This is a genomic window from Edaphobacter acidisoli (assembly GCF_014642855.1).
Classification (GTDB): Bacteria; Acidobacteriota; Terriglobia; order Terriglobales; family Acidobacteriaceae; genus Edaphobacter; species Edaphobacter acidisoli.
Genome location: NZ_BMJB01000001.1, coordinates 3135071 through 3151752 on the forward strand (window position 1 = coordinate 3135071; position 16682 = coordinate 3151752).

Genomic DNA, 16682 nt, shown 5'->3' on the forward strand with positions numbered 1-16682 from the left:
GTTACGCGGATTCGGGAGAGATAGTATTGTGCGCCAGCAGAAACTCAATGTCGAAGCCTTCCCGCCGGACCCGTTCGTCAAAATAAAACAGACTGAGTGCAATGCTGCTCACAGGCGCCACCAGAACCTGGCAGATAAAGTTGATGAGAAGTAAGATGCCTTCCACCACGGTGTGTGGGCTCATCGGTGAACGGGCGATTATCAATGCAAAAGGCATCTCAATCATCCCCATCACCATATACAGCACAATCACCAGAACAAACATCAGGAAGATACGTCCTTTTCGCCCGCTAACCAACTGCTTGCTGCGGCGTATGGAAGCACGCACGCCCGATGATTCGACAACCGAGGCAGGAACAGCCAGGCTGTTGCGGATATAAGCAATCACACCATAAACAAGGCTGGCGAAGGCAAGAAACAGCAGAGAAACTGCAAGCCAGCTGATCCTGGCCCCGCTGGCCGCCCCGGCTGCAACCACGAGCAGCACCATCAGCCAGCTCCCGCTCCACACCTGCCATATCGCAATGGCGATGTATCGATACCAGCGCTTCACAATGGAACCAAACGCCGCTGCAATCGAGGTGGCTTCGCCAAGATAAATGCTGGATACGGCAGAAGAGGTTGCAGCCTGCGTGATGCCCAGGACGAACCAGGCCAGAATCGCAGTCACAATCTGGAAAATTCCGGCAAGAACTAACGCATAGGTGTTTCCTCGCCAATGCATCAGGCTGAGTCTCAGGGCCTGGCCCGCCACAGAAATGATTGCCGGCGGCAACGAGAGCCCAATGAAAAGAGCAAACCTGGAGCGGTAAAGATAGATTCCTCGATCCAGAATCTCTCCCGTGGAGAGAGGACGAAGTTCAAACGGAGCAGGAGAGTTTGAAACATCGTCAGTATGGGAAATTGCCGGCTGGTTGGGATGAAGCAAAGGCTCTTCGGACATAGCCAGGGATTCCTGCAAGTTGAGTTGAATCAATGTTGCCGAGAATCGTAGCACAATCCTGCTTGAGCCAGTTTCTCTCGCCCACACGAGTGCGCGAACCGTCTTGTTGAGGGGAAAAATCTGAAGGAATGGTCGGCCTTAGTGGACGATTTTAGAACCTTCCTGCTATTTAACTCGCCAACAGTACGCGAGTCATCCGCTGCTATGCAAGTAGGGTGGTAATCCAGAGGGGGCTTCTCTTAGTCCGAAGATTCGCGCCGCACCTCGCCTTTGGCTTTCAAGCGAAGCGCGTTCCTCACTCCTCGTAAGCCAAAGTACAGGAAAAACAAGCTGGCTGCTCCAAAAAAGAAGATATTGAAAAGGTCACCCGCTTGAACGCCATCCCAACAAGAGTCTGCCAAGAAGAGTCCTGCACCGATAAAAACTATCGAAAACACTCCATGGCCTAGTCTTTGGATTGGTGACAGTGACTCGCCACCCTTCAGCCAAGAAGCTGCAAGGGTGGGAGAATCAACAGCCGCTTCTCGTAAGGGATTATCGCTTCTCCTGCGTACAAATTCCTTCTTTAGTTCCCCCATTCACGCCCCCTAATTCGCTGCATTAACCATCGGCGGGTGGCCCACACATCGAATGAAATCTACACACTGGGTGCCCCATTCATGCAGTTTTATCGCATGATTGTGCATTCGCGCGAGTGCACGAACCGTCTTGTTGAGGAGAAAATCTGAAGGATGGTCGGGGCGGAGGGATTCGAACCCCCGACCCTCTGCTCCCAAAGCAGATGCGCTACCAGACTGCGCTACGCCCCGACTGATTTAGTTTATCGTATCCCCGTGCGCTCAGAAACTCCCAAACAGCCCATGCGGAGGCGCCCCCAGCAGCGCATGCACCGCATCGCCAAACAGCCACGCGAACAGAATCGCCGGCAACAGCACGAGCAACATCAGCCCCACGCACAGCAGCCCCAGAAAGATCCAGCTCTGAATCGTATATTTGCGTGGCTCATACAAGCTTCCGGTCAGCAGCGCATAATTCCGCCGATTCGCTCGCCACACAATATCGAACATATCGCCCACAATCGGAACCGACCCCACCACAACCTCGATCCCGACATTCACAATCATCCGCAGCAGCGTCCCATACGACACCCCGCGCGCCCACGCCGCGACGATAATAATGCACGAAGCAATCCCGCCAATCGCATCGCCAATCCCAGGAATCACGCCCACAATTCCATCCAGACCCAGCCGAATCGACGTGCCCGGCACGCGAATGAAGTCGTCCAGCACATGCGACAGCAGGTCGAGGTTCTCGTCCTTGAACGCCTGTTTTCCCCGCTTCAACCGCGGCGGCAACACCTCGGGTTTCGTCTTCAAAGCCATCTGATTTCCTTCATCACGCCGTTCCATTAGACGCGCCGCCATCCATCGCGGCAATCCCCACAGGCCACAATGCTATAATTCTGTTTATACGGCGGCTATAGTTCAGTGGCAGAACGCCGCACTGTGGCTGCGGATGTCGTGGGTTCGAACCCCACTAGCCGCCCCAATACTCCCCAAATTTACGACGCGGATACACCTTGCCTCGTGCATCTCAAACGCCGCCTCTGTTCGTAAACGAACGCGACCTGCAACCACCTTCCCGCATCTTCGCGGGAACTTCCGGTTGGGCCTATCCCACCTGGAAGCCCGACTTCTACCCCGCCACCACCCCGCAGAAAAAGTTCCTCGACTACTACTCATCGCAGCTCACCTCCGTCGAGGTCAACTACACCTTCCGCGCGCTCCCTACAGTCAAGACGCTCGAAAACTGGCTCGCCTCCACGCCATCCAGCTTCCGCTTCAGCTTCAAATCGCCGCAGCGCATCACGCACTTCAAGCGCCTCCGCGAATGCGCCGCCGACGTCGCCCAGTTCATCTCCGTGTTGGAGCCCGTCCGCCAGGCAGGCAAACTCGGCCTTCTTCTCTTCCAGCTTCCGCCCAACTTCAAAGCCGACGCCGCTCTGCTCGCCGACTTCCTCTCCATCGCCGCACTCGAAAACTCCGGCGCCACGCCCATAGCCTTCGAGTTCCGCCACGAGTCCTGGTTCTCCGACGCGACCTACGCCATCCTGCGCGAACACAACGCCGCGCTCTGCATCGCCGAAAGCGACGAACTCCGCACACCTGAGGTCCACACCGCCGCCACACACACCAGCTTCCGCCTCCGCCGCACCGGAGGCTACTCCGCCGCAGAGTTGGCCGCCTTCGCCGAACGATTCAGCACGCTCGCACGCGAACGCGATGTCTACGTCTACTTCAAGCACGAAGACGAGCCCTCCGGCGCCATCGACGCGCTCAAGTTCCTCACCAAAGTCAGGGAGGCAAGCGGAGCGTAATGCAAACCACCGCAGTTCCCGAGGCCCTCGCTGCGCACGCCGAACAGTTCCAACCCCGCCGCTATCTCACCAACAACCATCTCCAGACCATCCTGGGAAACTTCCTCCCGCGCGCCGACCATCTCCCTCCCGCCGAAGACGAGCTCGTCGAAGTCTCACCCGCCACCAACGGGCAGATTGCCAGCCAGGTACTCTGCCAGTGCCACTGGCAGCCGGAAGCGGTGCGCGCCTCGCGCCCCACCGCCATCATCGTCCACGGCCTCGAAGGCTCATCGCGCTCGCAGTACGTCATCGGCAACGCCAACAAGCTCTGGCGCGCCGGGGCCAACATCGTTCGCATGAACATGCGCAACTGCGGCGGTACCGAAGCCCTCACCCCCACGCTCTACCACTCCGGACTCTCCTCGGACGTCTTCGCCGTCATGCGCTTCTTCGTGGAGCGGTTCGGCCTCCAATCCGTCTCACTCATCGGCTACTCCATGGGCGGCAATCTGGTCCTCAAGCTCGCCGGCGACCTCGGCCCCGAAGCCCCGCCCGAGCTCCGCTCCGTCATCGGCGTCTCGCCCGTCGTCGATCTCGGTCCATCTGCCGACGCGCTCCACCGCATCGAAAACCGCATCTACGAGCAGAAATTTCTCCGTGCGCTCCTGCGCCGCTTTCGCCGCAAAACCACACTCTTCCCACGCGCCTACGATCCCAACCGCGCCACCGGCATCCACTCCCTGCGCCAGTTCGACAACCGCATCACCGCGCTCTACTCCGGCTTCCGCAACGCAGACGACTACTACACCCGCGCCGCCGCCGCCCGCGTCATCGACCGCATCACCGTCCCCACACTCATCCTCCACGCCACCGACGATCCCTTCATCCGCATCATCCCGGAGACCCGCGCGAAGATCGCCTCCAACCCCAACATCACCCTCATCGAACCCGAGCACGGCGGCCACTGCGCCTTCCTCGCCCAACCCGATCCCGCCAACAACTACGATGGCTACTGGGCCGAACACACCCTCCTCCGCTTCCTCCTCGCCAACGCCTGAACCTTCGCCAGGAGTCAGCTCCAGCCCGCATTAATTACTGTCATCCTGAGCGGAGCGCAGAGCGCGGAGTCGAAGGACCCCGAGACCGCACCGGTTGCCCATGCCGCTTCCCACTTTCCGCCGCAAAACTCAAGACACAATCGCAGCCGCCGTTGCTTCTTTTGTTGTCATCCCCACGGGGAATCGCGTCTCGCCTCGCTTAAGGGCACGGCGGCTTTGCACAAAAACGTTGTTTTGCACAAAAAGTGAGGAGGCTGCACAAAAAAGCTGGGGCATCAGTTCAACTCACCGAAACATGCTAAATCCATTAAATGGGGACTATCCTTGGCTTCTGACTCGGTTATAGTGGGAGCGGGTTCGTATCACTATCTAGGTGCGAAATGCAAATCCTCCGCAAATGCCTGGTTTGTTTCTTCATGTTGTCGGCTGCGCTGACGCGCGCGCAGGGAATTCCGTCGCTGACCTCCGCGCAGTGGAGGCAGGATTTGGGGTATTTCGCCAACGAGATCACAACCTATCACCGCAACCCGTATCACCTGATTCCGAAGGCGAGGTTCGATGCCGAGGTCGCGGACCTGCGGAGCCGAATCCCGTCGATGAAGGATGATGAGATTGTGGTCGGCCTGCAGCGGCTGGCCGCGTCGATCGGGGATGGACACACATTTGTCGACACCGGAATGCTTTATGGGGCAGTCCCAACTGCAGTACCCATTGAGGTGTTTTGGTTCGGTGACGAGCTTCGTGTGGTGCGCGCCGCGCCGGAGTACAGCAGCGTCTTGGGAACGAGGATTATAGCGGTTGGCTCGACGCCGATCGATGAGGTCAATCGTAGACTTCAGCAGCTTATCCCTCAAGGCGAGAGCGAATGGTTTGTGATGGACAAGAGCGCACGACTGATCACGCAGATAGAACCGCTTGCGGCTCTGCACATCATTCCCGACGGCGATACGGCCTCTTTCACATTTGAGACCGATTCCGGCAGGCGGTTCACGCTTGCGCTTCGCGCCGATCCGCCGGGCAAGAGCACCGCGATGGTAATGCTTGGCGATCGAGTTCCGCTCTCATTCCAGCATGCGGATGATGGTCTTTGGTTCACCTATTTGCCGGACTCGCAGACCGTGTATGTTGATTTTCGGTCATACCAAAACCTTGAGCAGGAGACCAAGCCGCTCTGGGACTTCATCGCGGAGCATTCGCCAAAACGTCTGATCGTCGATATGCGTTGGAATATCGGCGGGAACTTCATGCAGGGACGCGAGTATCTCGTATCGAAGATCATCTTTCTGCCGCAACTGAACCAGACCGGACGGCTGTTCGTGATTACGGGACGAAGGACATTTTCCGCCGCGATGACGAATGTGACGGATTTCCGGCGTGAGACCGAGGCGATTCTGGTGGGAGAGCCGACGGGTGCGCGTCCGAACGGCTACCAGGAGAACCACTGGTTCACGCTGCCGAATTCACACATTCGAGCGTCCTGCGCGACGTTGAAGTACAGGTTCCAGCCCTTCCGAGACAGTGCAGGCGTCTTTCCGGACCAGCGTGTCGATCCCGATTGGAACGCATTCCGGACCGGCAGAGACGCGGCCATCGATTGGATACTGCGTCAGCCATTGCCTGACAATGAGCCGCGACGAGCGGCGCCTTGAACGGCGCGAGTCGGTGGGGCGAGGCACAAGTGCGATGCCGTCATCCTGAGCGGAGCGCAGAGCGCGGAGTCGAAGGACCCCGAGACCGCACCGGTTGCCCATGCCGCACCCCGCTTTCCGCCACTGAATTCAAGACAAAATCGCAGATGCAGTTGCTTCTTTTTGTTTGTCATTCCCGCAGGGAATCCGCGTTTCGCTTTGCTTAAGGGCACGACTTCAGCCGCGCCGCAATCGCAGCTTTTGCATCTCCATTCCACAAATCACGCCGCAGACAAAAGAGCCGGCGCCAAAGCGCCGGCTCTCCACTCAATCTGTCCTCACGCCTGCAGACGCCGCCGGATCAATCCCGCGCCTGACAGCAACGCGGTCCCCACCAATACAAGCGTTCCCGGCTCCGGCGTAGCCGCTGACTGCATCGTCGCCTCCGTTTCCGTGCCCCCGTTCGGATCGTGGAAGTTGAAGCCCGGGGACTCGAAGCTATCCGGGGTAAAATCCGCTCCACTCAACACAGGAAGATTTGTCGGAACATTCATCACATAGTCAAGTTGTGTGAACGTGTCGCCTGCTGAGAAACTCTGGAAGTCGCTGTAATAAATCAGCTCGGCATTCGTCCCGATTGCGCAGGTCCCGGAACCGGAAGGAGCAGGACCGCTTCCCGTCATGCTGAACGTACAAGCGCCTCCTGCAGGTGTCGCACCCGTGGAGCCGGCCCGCCAGAAATTTACGCCAAAGCCAAAAAACGAGTTCTCGTCGACAACCACCTCCTGCCCTGGGGTGACCGAGAGCTGAAGATCGATCGAGCTATAGTTTGCCAGCACCAAATTATCCAGCGTCGGAAGCGAGACCGAAAGCACGCTTTGACCATTCGACTGAGAGACGCCCGTGATCTCTCCCTGAATCAACAGCGTATCGGCTCGTCCCGAGCTTCCCGCCACAAAAGCCGCCGCCAACGCGACCAAACCGGCCATCCGAACATAGGATCCCAACTGCAACGACATGCAAGTTCCTCCACGCACGCAACTCAACACAACGCACCTGCAAGGAATCCCTGAAGTTCCGTTGTGGAGCGTATATCAATCTCCACGTGCAAATAGATCGCCAAACGAACCAGCAGGAAAATCCCGAAAATTTGCAGCTTGCCCCTCGCCTTCAGATGAGCAGCGCAATTTTATGCATGCACAAAGGAACATCGTTCGCCTCGCGTGCGGCTCACTCATCCCACCACAATGCTCCCGTCGCTTGATGATTCGTAACGCACATCGATCGAGAGCCGTCATCCTGAGCGGAGCGCAGAGCGCGGAGTCGAAGGACCCCGAGACCGCACCGGTTGCCCATACCGCTTCCCACTTTCCGCCACAAAATCCGGGATCGCTCAGAGGTGAAACCCGAAATGTACAGAACCACACCAACTAACTAACTATATTCATTGCACTTACAAATTTCTTCCTCGAATTTCCAGCCAAAATCGCATGTCAACCCCCAAGTCAGGTCAAAGCACTCATTCCAAACAAGTTGCCCGTGGCGTAAAACCCCACCCAAGTTGCTACACTTAAATCAGGGTCAGAAAAACGCGAGACCCATGGCCGGGAAACCGAACTTCTTCTTTGAAATGAAGACTTTAGACACTCAAAAACACACACCATCCAGCAAAATCAACATCTTACAAGGGGAAACCATCACCAAGTCCAACCACAAACCAAATAAAATGAAGACTTTGCACAAAAAGTACGGGGAGGGGGTTCCGGGTGCTCGCTGAGTGGTCCGCCGAGTGCGCCGCCGACGATCCCGTCCTCGTCGTCCCCTGGTCCGACCCCGCCGACCTCACCCGCCGCTTCATCGACCTCCGCGAGAACCCCTACGACCTCGACGACGTCTCCGAAGCCGCCGACCACCCCGCACTCCTCCACGCCCTCCGCGCCCTCAACGCCCCGCGCTCCCCCGTCTTCACCGCGAAGTGTGACGTCTGGCCGCTCGGCCCCGACGAGCTCACCCAGGTCCAACTCCTCCTCGACCACCCCGCCCACGAGGCCCCCGCTGGCTTCGCCAGCTACCTCGACCTCCTCTGGCGCGACCGCTCCCTCTTCGCCTCCTTCCACCGCCAGGGGCAACTCCTCGACCGCTTCACCCGCCTCGCCGCCCCGCTCCACTACCCCTACGCCCTCGCCGAGTACGTCATCCGCCCCGCGCTCCTCGACCTCGACGGCCCGCAGGAGGGCTTCGCCATCAGCCTCTACATCAAGGCACTCGCCCACGATCCCCACGCCGCGGAAGAAAACTGGGCAGCCGCGCTGGCCGCCATCGTCGCCCTCATCCGCAGCCGGGACCCGCAAGGAGGTTCCGCTACAATCTATAAAAGCCCACCGCGAAGGGCGAGTAGCTCAATTGGATAGAGCATCAGCCTTCTAAGCTGACGGTTGCAGGTTCGAGCCCTGCCTCGCTCACCACTACGCCTCCATCAGGATGTCTTCCTTCGAAGGATGGCAGTGGTCGGCCTCGTCGCGCACCCCGGTCGCATGGCGAACCCCCGCCAGCCCGATCAACCCCAACGCGAGGTAGCAGACCCCGTTCCAGTGCCAGTGCTCCCACGCGATCGTCGCAAGAGCCGACCCGACTGCCGCACCACTGAAGTACACCGTCATGTAGACCGTATTCAGGCGGCTGCGTGCCGAAGGCACCAGTCCGAAGATGCGCGTCTGGTTAGCAACCTGCGTCATCTGCGCTCCGATATCGAGCACGATTACCCCGACAGCCAGTGCGATGAGATGTAGCGTGGTTGAAATGTGCGCTCGCTCTTCACCCCAGAGAAGCACGTACGAAGCCGCCAGCAGTAGCGTGCCCACCGTTATTACCCAGCGCGAACCGTGCTTGTCGGCCAGTCGTCCAGCGACCGAAGCTACCATTGCTCCGGCGGCACCGACCAGGCCAAACGTGCCAGCGACGCCCGCTCCCAGACCATAATGACTAAAGAGCACAAACGCCAGCGTCGTCCAGAAGCAACTGAACGAGGCAAAGACCAGTGCTCCAAGGATCGACGACTCACGAAGCAGGGGCTGGGTACGGAAGAGCGTCCAGAGCGACTTCATCGCATCGGTGTAAAGCAAATTCTGTTTGGGAGGAAGCTTGGGCATTACTCTCAACAACAGCGGCACAAATGCAGCATTCATCACGGCAGCAACGATAAATACCGTCTGCCAGCCGTGAATCTTGCTTACCCAACCTGAGAAAGTGCGTGCAAGCAGAATCCCGAGTAGCAACCCGGTCATCACGATGCCGATTGCGCGCCCGCGCTGCGAGTTATCTGCCAGGTCCGGAGCAATTGGCAGTGCCACGTGGGTAACTGATGCAAACAGTCCAATCAGCACGCTGCCGATGATGAGCCATGCAAAGCTTGGTGCCAGGGCCACGAACACCAGAGCAACAGCCACGGCACCGTACATCTTCATCATGAGAGATCGCCGTTCCAGCACATCCCCTAATGGGACAAACATAAGCAGACCCAGAGCGTAACCTACCTGCGTCGCTACAGCGATGAATCCGGCGCGACCGGCTGTGGCGCCGTATGTATGCCCCATCTCCAGCAAAAGTGGCTGGTTGTAATACATTGTCGATACGCCTACTGCGCACGCCAGTCCAAGAAAGGGAAGTGGCGCACAAGGCGTTGAATGCGTGGTCCTAGACATGAAATAAGAGGCCTGACCAATAGTGTAAAGCACTCAAAGCAAAAGTTTAGCTATTGTAGATAGTTGCATAAATGAAGTGCCCTCATAGATCTTGCCGATCTTCGCATCGCGGTAGAGCTTTTCGACGGGATAATCCTTGACGAAGCCTGAGCCGCCGAAGACTTCAACTGCGAGGCTTGCAACACGCTCGGCTACTCGTGAGGCAACGTACTTGCACATTGCTGCCTCTTTTAAAAATTCGACTCCTGCATCCTTCAGCCGTGTCGCGTTGTAGACCATCAACCGTGCCGCTTCGATTTCGGTTGCCATCTCTGCTAATTGGAACTGCATTGCCTGAAACTCGACGAGAGGTTTGCCGAACTGTTTGCGCTCTTTCGCCCACTTCGCTGCATGCATCCATGCTCCTTCGGCTAGTCCGAGCATTTGTGCACCGATGCCAATTCGACCTTCGTTCAGTGTTTCGATGGCGACTTTGTAGCCTTTGCCTGGTTCGCCGAGAATCCGGTCTGCTGGCACAATGCAGTCGTTGAAGATCAGCTCGCAGGTGCTCGAAGCGCGAATGCCCAGTTTGTCTTCTTTTCTACCGAGCAAAAACCCTGCAGAGCCCTTCTCCACGAGAAACGCCGTGATGCCTTTGTATCCTGCCGCAGGATCAAGCGTCGCAAAGACAATGAAGAGTCCTGCTTCTTTCGCATTTGTGATCCATAGTTTCCGTCCATTTAGGACATAGCTCTCACCACGCTTCGTTGCACGCGTCTGAAGCGCAAACGCATCGGAGCCCGATGTCGCCTCGCTAAGCGCATAAGCTCCAATGGTGTCTTTTGCCAGTCGCGTTAGATACCGCTGCTTCTGCGTTTCCGTGCCCCATTTTCTGAGTGCATTGACACACAGCGTATTCTGCACATCCACCAGGACGCCCACAGCAGGATCTACCTCCGAGATCTTTTCGACAGCGAGGATTGCCTCGAAGAAGCTTCCACCTGCTCCGCCGTACTGCTCTGGAACCTCAATCCCCATCAGACCCATCGAGAAGAGTTTCTGGATGAGCACGGCGTTCATCTGCTGTGCTTCGTCCATGTCGCGTGACAACGGCCCAATCTGTTCCACTGCAAACTGATGAACTGTGTTGAGGAACATCTGCTCATCTTCACTCAACTGTGTTAAAGCTGGCTTTGCGCTGTCCTGGGCCATGCACACCCCATAAAAGTCGAAGTTGCAAAGAGCGAGTCTAGCACGCGGACAGCATCTATCTATAGTTGTTGGAAAGAAGAGTAGACAATCCACTGATCAGCCATTGTTCAGAATCAGCCTGCGGCACGCACAAGCCGTCCGCGGCGACTTACAATCGAAAGCTTCTCGCTGCTCAATATCTTTCGCGCTTGTTCCTTCGCGTGATTTGCCCATGGCCCCACAGGATCCAGTCGCACGTAGGTAAGCCAATGGCGAAGGGCTCGCCGCCGTTGTCCTTGGCGTTCGTATGCTAATGCGAGATTGTAGTGTGCATCGGCATATTGCGGGACCAAAGCAACAGCTCTTTGATATGACGTAGTCGCCTCATCGAGTCTCTGCATCTCATCGAGCACGTTACCGAGATCGAAGAATGCCAACGCGTAATCAGGATCAGCTACCGTTGCTCTACGATAGAAACCTTCCGCCGCTTCGTACTGGCGCATATTGTAGTGAATCGTACCCATATTGATGAGGGCGGGTGCGTGATTCGGGTTCGATACCAATACTTCGCGATAGAGCTCGATTGCGGCTGGGATAGTGGCCGCGCTTTCCTCCAGCCGTACAGCGCGCAGAAACACTTCCTGTACCTCGGCTACCTGTTGCACAGATTGCTGTGTTTGTGCAGGCGTCATTTGTACAGAACGACCTGAAGATGCGTCGAAATCAAATGCGAGTTGCTGGGTTAGTGGTTCAAAGAGAGATCCGCCATGACGGAATGCGAGCCGCGAGCCTTGGCGTACAGCACAGGTTTCGATCAGAGCATTGCGTACTCCTGCTATTCGCTGCATCGCTTCCACAGATGCCCGAATATTCTGGGCCGAGAGCCGCTTCACGGCCTGTAACTCGCGCAGCTTACGCAGACGACCCATGTCGGCAAAAGAATATTCTTCACAAGGAGAGACAAGTCCTGCTCGTTCCCACGCGGCAAGATGGCGAGGATTGAGACGCAGAATACGAAGAACATCCTGACGGCTGTATCGGGTCACGTCGTCAACTTGGTTGGCCCTGGCCATAACTCCTGCGCGTCCCTATCTGGACTCTGTCTGGAGTATCCCTCGCGCACCCGCGCCAATCAAGACCAAATCAAGCATGCTCCACCAGATATCAGTGGATAACGTGTACCAAATCTGGTTCTGGAACCTTAACAGGTAATACTGCAATCAAATTTTTACGAATATGCGTTTGCGATAGAGCACATACACCGGTAGCCAGCAGACCGCAACAAAGCCCAGCGAGTAAATCAGTGAGGAGATGCCTGAGTCCGGCATCCATGCAAGTATGCCGCTGTATATCCAATGCTTCAGCGTCATGTGGCCTATGTGGACACTGGCTAACGCAGATGCCAGTAGTTCGGACAGAACATAGGCTGTGATCGCGTTTGTGCCGAAGACGAGCAGGAAGGTGAAGACGAGTGGATTGCGACCATTCTTGACTTCACTTTGTTTTGATCTGCGCGCATCGACGATCCAGATGGCGAGGGCGAGCAGCATCAGGCTGAGGCCGCCCGCGTACAACACGAACGAACTGGTCCAGAGCTTCTTGTTGATGGGAAATTCGAGTGCCCAGAGCGCGCCGAGTGCTGCGCTCGATAGCCCTGCGATAGCGATTGCATTCGCCTTGCGGCGGAGCGAGTTATTGGTGCGCAGCCAGAGGCCGGTCAGAAGGCCCATGAGTGTGGTTGCTATTGCGGGAATTGTGCTGAGTAAGCCTTCTGGGTCGCGGGTCCGCTCGTACAGATGCGACGCGGAGAAGATGTGCCGGTCAATTAGTGCAGCTAAATTTCGATCGGGATCAAGCAGTGGGATCTGATGCGTTGGCGTGCCATAGCCGGGTACAGTAACGAACCGCATCAGCACCCAGTAACCAATCAATGCGGCCACTGCAATTGCGACTTTATTCTTCCAGCCAGGGCTTAGCAGATAGAGTGTGGCGACAATGAAGTAACAGATCGCAATTCTAGGTAGCACACCGTAGAAGCGCATGGTGTGCAGGTTGAAAAATGGGAAGCTGTTGACCACGAGACCAAGCAGATAGAGGATGATGGTCCGCTTGAGTGTGTGCAGAAAAAGTGACTGTCGTGAGACGCCCTTTGCTCGTCTGGCCGCCGTCGAGAGAACAGTAGTGATGCCTACCAGGAACAGAAACGTCGGAAAGACAAGGTCAGTGGGCGAGAAGCCGTTCCAAGGGGAGTGTTTTAGAGCCCAGTAGGCATGGGAACTCCCGTTGTTATTCACCAGGATCATGAAGCCGATTGTCAGGCCGCGCAGCAAGTCGAGTGAGAGCAGACGGGCTGTTGCGGTTTGCACCGGAGCCTGGGTGTAACCAGGCAGCGGATTGCTTGTCGTGGTCATGTGTCGCCTCCTTGCCTACCTGAGCTGTGCCGAAGCTGCAACCTGCTCCGGAGCAAGATGCAGTTCGCGAGCTATCGCCAGCGCGGCTGCGTAGCTGTCTCCGGAGGGCATTGCGCTGAAGTGCTTCCGGCCGTGGTTCCAGCGATCGCCAAAAGCATACCAGTCAATGGGCTTTGGTGGCTTGCCCGTGTCCAGCGAAGTGGCGAGCGAGTTAAAGTACATCTTCCATCGCGGCATATAGTAGTCGTTCGTTAGTCCGGCCCAGTCCTTATTGCCATACTCGTGCAACCCACCTTGCTCGCTGGCTTTGCGTTCTCCCCATGTGGTCAGGATCGAGCGTGCGTCGTAATTGAGCCGGTCCAGTTCCGCAGGGGACGATGCCCACGCTGGAACATACGACAGCCAGCGCCCGAGGAGGAAATACTGATTGGTTCTGAGCAGATCATTCTGCAGCTGCATTCGACGGAGCCACTCGGAGGTGAGCCGAGAGAACGCCTTCTTGTCTTTGGTGTCATATGCACTCTTAATCTGTGGAAGCATAATGCGAGCTTCATTTGCCATTACCTGCCGCGCTACATCGACGAGATCGTAACGGTAGGTTTCGGTTCCGCGCAGTTTTGGCGAGACTTCCAGTAACTCGGTTAACGCGGGAGCAAGATCGGCGGGGTTGTAGCGTAGGACATCAGGGGCTGGCGAAGCTGCACGCATTGCCGTCAGTGACGGCTCTGCATTGAACAAAGAATCCTGCGAGGCGTCCCGTTCGCCGTGATGCATATTGCCGTCGGCGCGATAGCTATAGGCGGTCTTGAGCAGGATTTGCCATGCGCGGCGTGCGTGAAGGTCGCCCTCACCATAGCGTCGCAGCGCATAGCCGTCCGTCCAGTGCTGTAGATTCACTGGAGTCGCGTGCCAGGCCATCTCGGTATACAGATCGAATGCGAATGGGTTGGTGTCGAGGCCTTCGGTGAACAACGCGGTGCCGGCGATGTGGCTGCCTTTGCGCTGAGCCATCTCGGGAAAGCGCACGGCATAATCATAGAGCGGAGCGCCCATGGTGGTGCGCCCACCGAACTCCCACAGGCCACCGAATAGCCATGGTGCGCCTCGGAACGTCGTGTCGCGATCGTTGAATGGAACGCGTCCCTGCATGATGTCTGCGATTAATAGATGGCTTGTATCTAGTGCGGCTAACAATTCCGGCGTGGGGTTTCGCTGCCATGCCATCAGCATCCACAACGCACCGGGATGTGCACGCTCAAGTGCCTGCTGCACACACTTTGCGGCTTCGCTGACGGGAACGTTTCCCGCGTTGCCGCCTTCCTGAAACACCTCCATGTCATAGATCGAAGTGTCTCCATACAGTTCGTGCTGATGCCTGTAAAACGACGATGCGAGCTTGTCGAATTCCGGGTCGCGAGGGTCGAGCCATCCGGGCCGCGTGAAGCCATTCCACTCACCCTGCGTGATGATGTGCGCGCCAGGGTGCAGTGTGGCGAAGTCCGCAGGAACTACCCCATAGTAGCCCGGCAGCACCGGTGTGATGCCGAGACTGCGTAACTCATCGATTAAATTTTTTGCCGAGTGGGCACGCTTTTTCATCAGTTCCATCGTGACTGTCTCGTCGAAACAACACATGTTGCCCATCAGCTGCCAGTTTTGGTGTGCGGGTTGGGTAATCCAGCGGCGGATTGCCTCATCCGAGTAACCGGCGTCGCGGAACGTCTGATAGAGCACAAGGTCTGTGCCACGCTCGATCAAGATAGCGTTGGTGCCGCTCATCGCAAGAACATCGATCTCCCGCTGCCAACGTCTCTGGTCCCAATAAGGTGCCGAGTAGCCATCGACGTTTTCGTTCAATGCATAGCGCAAGCGATAGAGCGCGGACTTTTCTATCGTCTGCGGGGGAGCGGGCAGACGCAGGCCAGGCAATCCGAGCTGCAGACCATTGGTTGAGACCTGGAGGTGCGCGACATACTTTAGATACCAGTTCACCCCATAGAGCAGCGTGGGAGTCGTGGCACCTTCAACGCGAATGTGACCGGTTGTTCCGGTAATACGAAAGTAATCGTGGCCATCTGCACGTGGGGAAAGAATCAATTCAAACTGCGAGGCTAACTGAGGCATCAGCCGGCTCAGAACACCTTCAGCCGGAGCCGTCGAAGACTGCTGAGCAAATCCGAAAGGGTAACCAAAAGCGAAGAGAGTGAATGAGAACCAAAGCAAAGTACGTCTGAAAGGCATGACAAACACTTTACCGGTAAGCGCTAACTTTGGGCTAGCCGCGCAAATAGGGACACCTGATGAATAGGTGTCAATGCCTGCGATTTTCTCTCAAAATGTGAGTAAACGTGCCAAGTTAGGCGGAGAAGCTGGAGCCGCAACCGCAGCTCTTGCTCGAATTCGGATTGATGAAGTTGAAGCCCTGCCGCATCAGCGTCTCTTCAAAGTCCAGTACCATCCCTGCCAAATAAAGAAAGCTCTTGGGATCGACAAAGACGCGAATGGGTGCGCCCCTCGTAGGGTCTCCCGCCGTTTCAACATCTGCGCCGAAGACATACACACGATCTCGCTCGCGAGGCTGTGAATCGAATCGGATCGAGTAGCTCAAGCCCGAGCAGCCACCTCCTTGGATGCCTACTCGCAGACCACCCTGCTCTGGCGACACGCCCTCCTTCGCCATTGCAATGCGGATGCGCTTCAGTGCCTTTTCGGTGATCTCGATGGCGTTCTTCGCACGCGGCTCCTGACCTTCAGCGGTAAGCAGTTTCATTCCGGCAAGCGGGTCTTTCTTCTCGCCGGAGACAGCTTGATGCCTGCTCGCCTCCAACTCCGCCGCGGTTTGTATTGTCACCATCGCCATCGTTTTTGCCCTCTGACAAAACGACCACGGACTGTCGCAGACTGCGCGGACGACATACATCCGCGTTCACCCGCACCGCTCCGCGGTCGCCTGATGCTTTGCTTAGTGCGCTGCAGTAGCAGCGGCCGTCTCGACGACATTGTTCTTCTTCTTCCAGTCGCCAATCGCGGCGCGGATCGCGTCTTCCGCCAGCACCGAGCAGTGGATCTTCACCGGAGGAAGCGACAGTTCCTTTACGATGTCGGTGTTCGAGATCGTGAGCGCCTCTTCGACCGTCTTGCCCTTCACCCACTCGGTCGCAAGTGATGAGCTGGCGATGGCGGAGCCGCAGCCGAAGGTCTTGAACTTCGCGTCCTCGATCACCTGCGTCTCGGGATTCACTTTGATTTGCAGGCGCATCACGTCGCCGCACTCAGGAGCGCCGACCAGGCCGGTGCCAACCTCGGTCGCGCTCTTGTCCAGCGTGCCGACATTCCGGGGATGGTTGTAGTGGTCAACTACCTTATCGCTGTATGACATTTTGTGCTCCTCTTCTCTTACTTAGATGATACT

14 protein-coding genes and 3 tRNA genes are annotated in these 16682 nt (G+C 57.0%); 6 read left to right on the plus strand and 11 right to left on the minus strand.

Translation table 11 applies throughout. From position 1 onward, the window contains the following. Position 1 precedes the first annotated feature (1 nt). From IEX36_RS12775 to IEX36_RS12785, 3 genes are all read right to left on the minus strand, one after another. Entirely contained in the window at positions 2-943 is a 942-nt protein-coding gene (locus IEX36_RS12775; protein ID WP_188759648.1) for a hypothetical protein, read from the minus strand. A 732-nt stretch (positions 944-1675) separates the two neighbouring features. Further along, a tRNA-Pro gene (locus tag IEX36_RS12780) sits at positions 1676-1752 on the minus strand. Positions 1753-1782: 30 nt separating this feature from the next. Beyond that, the gene (locus IEX36_RS12785; protein WP_188759649.1) at positions 1783-2325 is read right to left on the minus strand and encodes a DUF4112 domain-containing protein; all 543 of its coding nucleotides are present in this window, start codon (positions 2323-2325) and stop codon (positions 1783-1785) included. Positions 2326-2416: 91 nt separating this feature from the next. Here IEX36_RS12785 and IEX36_RS12790 point away from each other — a divergent pair. The 4 genes from IEX36_RS12790 (at position 2417) to IEX36_RS12805 (ending at position 6009) form a co-directional block, all read left to right on the plus strand. Next, positions 2417-2491 (plus strand) — tRNA-His (locus IEX36_RS12790). 31 nt (positions 2492-2522) lie between these two features. Beyond that, positions 2523-3320 (plus strand): DUF72 domain-containing protein, encoded by a 798-nt coding sequence (locus IEX36_RS12795; protein WP_229668947.1) that lies wholly within the window; start codon positions 2523-2525, stop codon positions 3318-3320. Further along, a complete protein-coding gene (locus IEX36_RS12800; protein WP_188759650.1) occupies positions 3320-4360 on the plus strand; it encodes a YheT family hydrolase in 1041 nt (346 codons plus the stop codon). The genes IEX36_RS12795 and IEX36_RS12800 overlap by 1 nt, the downstream gene beginning before the upstream one ends. A 380-nt stretch (positions 4361-4740) precedes the next feature. Then, entirely contained in the window at positions 4741-6009 is a 1269-nt protein-coding gene (locus IEX36_RS12805) for a S41 family peptidase (RefSeq protein WP_188759651.1), read from the plus strand. A gap of 317 nt (positions 6010-6326) precedes the next feature. Here IEX36_RS12805 and IEX36_RS12810 read toward each other — a convergent pair whose 3' ends face one another. Continuing rightward, entirely contained in the window at positions 6327-7007 is a 681-nt protein-coding gene (locus IEX36_RS12810; protein WP_188759652.1) for a PEP-CTERM sorting domain-containing protein, read from the minus strand. A 747-nt stretch (positions 7008-7754) separates the two neighbouring features. Here IEX36_RS12810 and IEX36_RS12815 point away from each other — a divergent pair. Further along, a complete protein-coding gene (locus IEX36_RS12815; protein WP_188759653.1) occupies positions 7755-8399 on the plus strand; it encodes a hypothetical protein in 645 nt (214 codons plus the stop codon). After that, a tRNA-Arg gene (locus tag IEX36_RS12820) sits at positions 8377-8453 on the plus strand. Before IEX36_RS12815 ends, IEX36_RS12820 begins: the two co-directional genes overlap by 23 nt. Here the strand turns inward: IEX36_RS12820 and IEX36_RS12825 are convergent. The 7 genes from IEX36_RS12825 to iscU all read right to left on the minus strand — a co-directional run bounded on the left by IEX36_RS12825 (position 8454) and on the right by iscU (position 16649). Next, on the minus strand, positions 8454-9611 hold the full coding sequence (locus tag IEX36_RS12825) for an MFS transporter (RefSeq protein WP_229668948.1): 1158 nt from the start codon (positions 9609-9611) through the stop codon (positions 8454-8456). Positions 9612-9722: 111 nt separating this feature from the next. Continuing rightward, on the minus strand, positions 9723-10880 hold the full coding sequence (locus IEX36_RS12830; protein WP_188759655.1) for an acyl-CoA dehydrogenase: 1158 nt from the start codon (positions 10878-10880) through the stop codon (positions 9723-9725). 113 nt (positions 10881-10993) lie between these two features. After that, positions 10994-11932: a tetratricopeptide repeat protein gene (locus IEX36_RS12835; RefSeq protein WP_188759656.1), complete on the minus strand. Its 939-nt coding sequence runs from the start codon at positions 11930-11932 to the stop codon at positions 10994-10996. A 147-nt stretch (positions 11933-12079) separates the two neighbouring features. Then, the gene (locus tag IEX36_RS12840; RefSeq protein WP_188759657.1) at positions 12080-13270 is read right to left on the minus strand and encodes an acyltransferase family protein; all 1191 of its coding nucleotides are present in this window, start codon (positions 13268-13270) and stop codon (positions 12080-12082) included. Positions 13271-13285: 15 nt separating this feature from the next. Continuing rightward, a complete protein-coding gene (locus IEX36_RS12845) occupies positions 13286-15511 on the minus strand; it encodes an alpha-N-acetylglucosaminidase (RefSeq protein ID WP_188759658.1) in 2226 nt (741 codons plus the stop codon). Between the two features lie 115 nt (positions 15512-15626). Further along, positions 15627-16130 (minus strand): HesB/IscA family protein, encoded by a 504-nt coding sequence (locus IEX36_RS12850; protein ID WP_188759659.1) that lies wholly within the window; start codon positions 16128-16130, stop codon positions 15627-15629. A gap of 102 nt (positions 16131-16232) precedes the next feature. After that, the gene (iscU, locus tag IEX36_RS12855) at positions 16233-16649 is read right to left on the minus strand and encodes a Fe-S cluster assembly scaffold IscU (RefSeq protein ID WP_188759660.1); all 417 of its coding nucleotides are present in this window, start codon (positions 16647-16649) and stop codon (positions 16233-16235) included. Positions 16650-16682: the final 33 nt, after the last annotated feature.

Excerpts from the sequence above, each read along its gene's own strand:
- IEX36_RS12800 (WP_188759650.1), top strand. The coding sequence starts at position 3,320 with ATGCAAACCACCGCAGTTCCCGAGGCCCTCGCTGCGCACGCCGAACAG.
- iscU (WP_188759660.1), bottom strand. The coding sequence starts at position 16,649 with ATGTCATACAGCGATAAGGTAGTTGACCACTACAACCATCCCCGGAAT.
- IEX36_RS12840 (WP_188759657.1), bottom strand. The coding sequence starts at position 13,270 with ATGACCACGACAAGCAATCCGCTGCCTGGTTACACCCAGGCTCCGGTG.
- IEX36_RS12805 (WP_188759651.1), top strand. The coding sequence starts at position 4,741 with ATGCAAATCCTCCGCAAATGCCTGGTTTGTTTCTTCATGTTGTCGGCT.
- IEX36_RS12810 (WP_188759652.1), bottom strand. The coding sequence starts at position 7,007 with ATGTCGTTGCAGTTGGGATCCTATGTTCGGATGGCCGGTTTGGTCGCG.
- IEX36_RS12835 (WP_188759656.1), bottom strand. The coding sequence starts at position 11,932 with ATGGCCAGGGCCAACCAAGTTGACGACGTGACCCGATACAGCCGTCAG.
- IEX36_RS12845 (WP_188759658.1), bottom strand. The coding sequence starts at position 15,511 with ATGCCTTTCAGACGTACTTTGCTTTGGTTCTCATTCACTCTCTTCGCT.
- IEX36_RS12785 (WP_188759649.1), bottom strand. The coding sequence starts at position 2,325 with ATGGCTTTGAAGACGAAACCCGAGGTGTTGCCGCCGCGGTTGAAGCGG.
- IEX36_RS12850 (WP_188759659.1), bottom strand. The coding sequence starts at position 16,130 with ATGGCGATGGTGACAATACAAACCGCGGCGGAGTTGGAGGCGAGCAGG.
- IEX36_RS12830 (WP_188759655.1), bottom strand. The coding sequence starts at position 10,880 with ATGGCCCAGGACAGCGCAAAGCCAGCTTTAACACAGTTGAGTGAAGAT.
- IEX36_RS12825 (WP_229668948.1), bottom strand. The coding sequence starts at position 9,611 with ATGTATTACAACCAGCCACTTTTGCTGGAGATGGGGCATACATACGGC.
- IEX36_RS12775 (WP_188759648.1), bottom strand. The coding sequence starts at position 943 with ATGTCCGAAGAGCCTTTGCTTCATCCCAACCAGCCGGCAATTTCCCAT.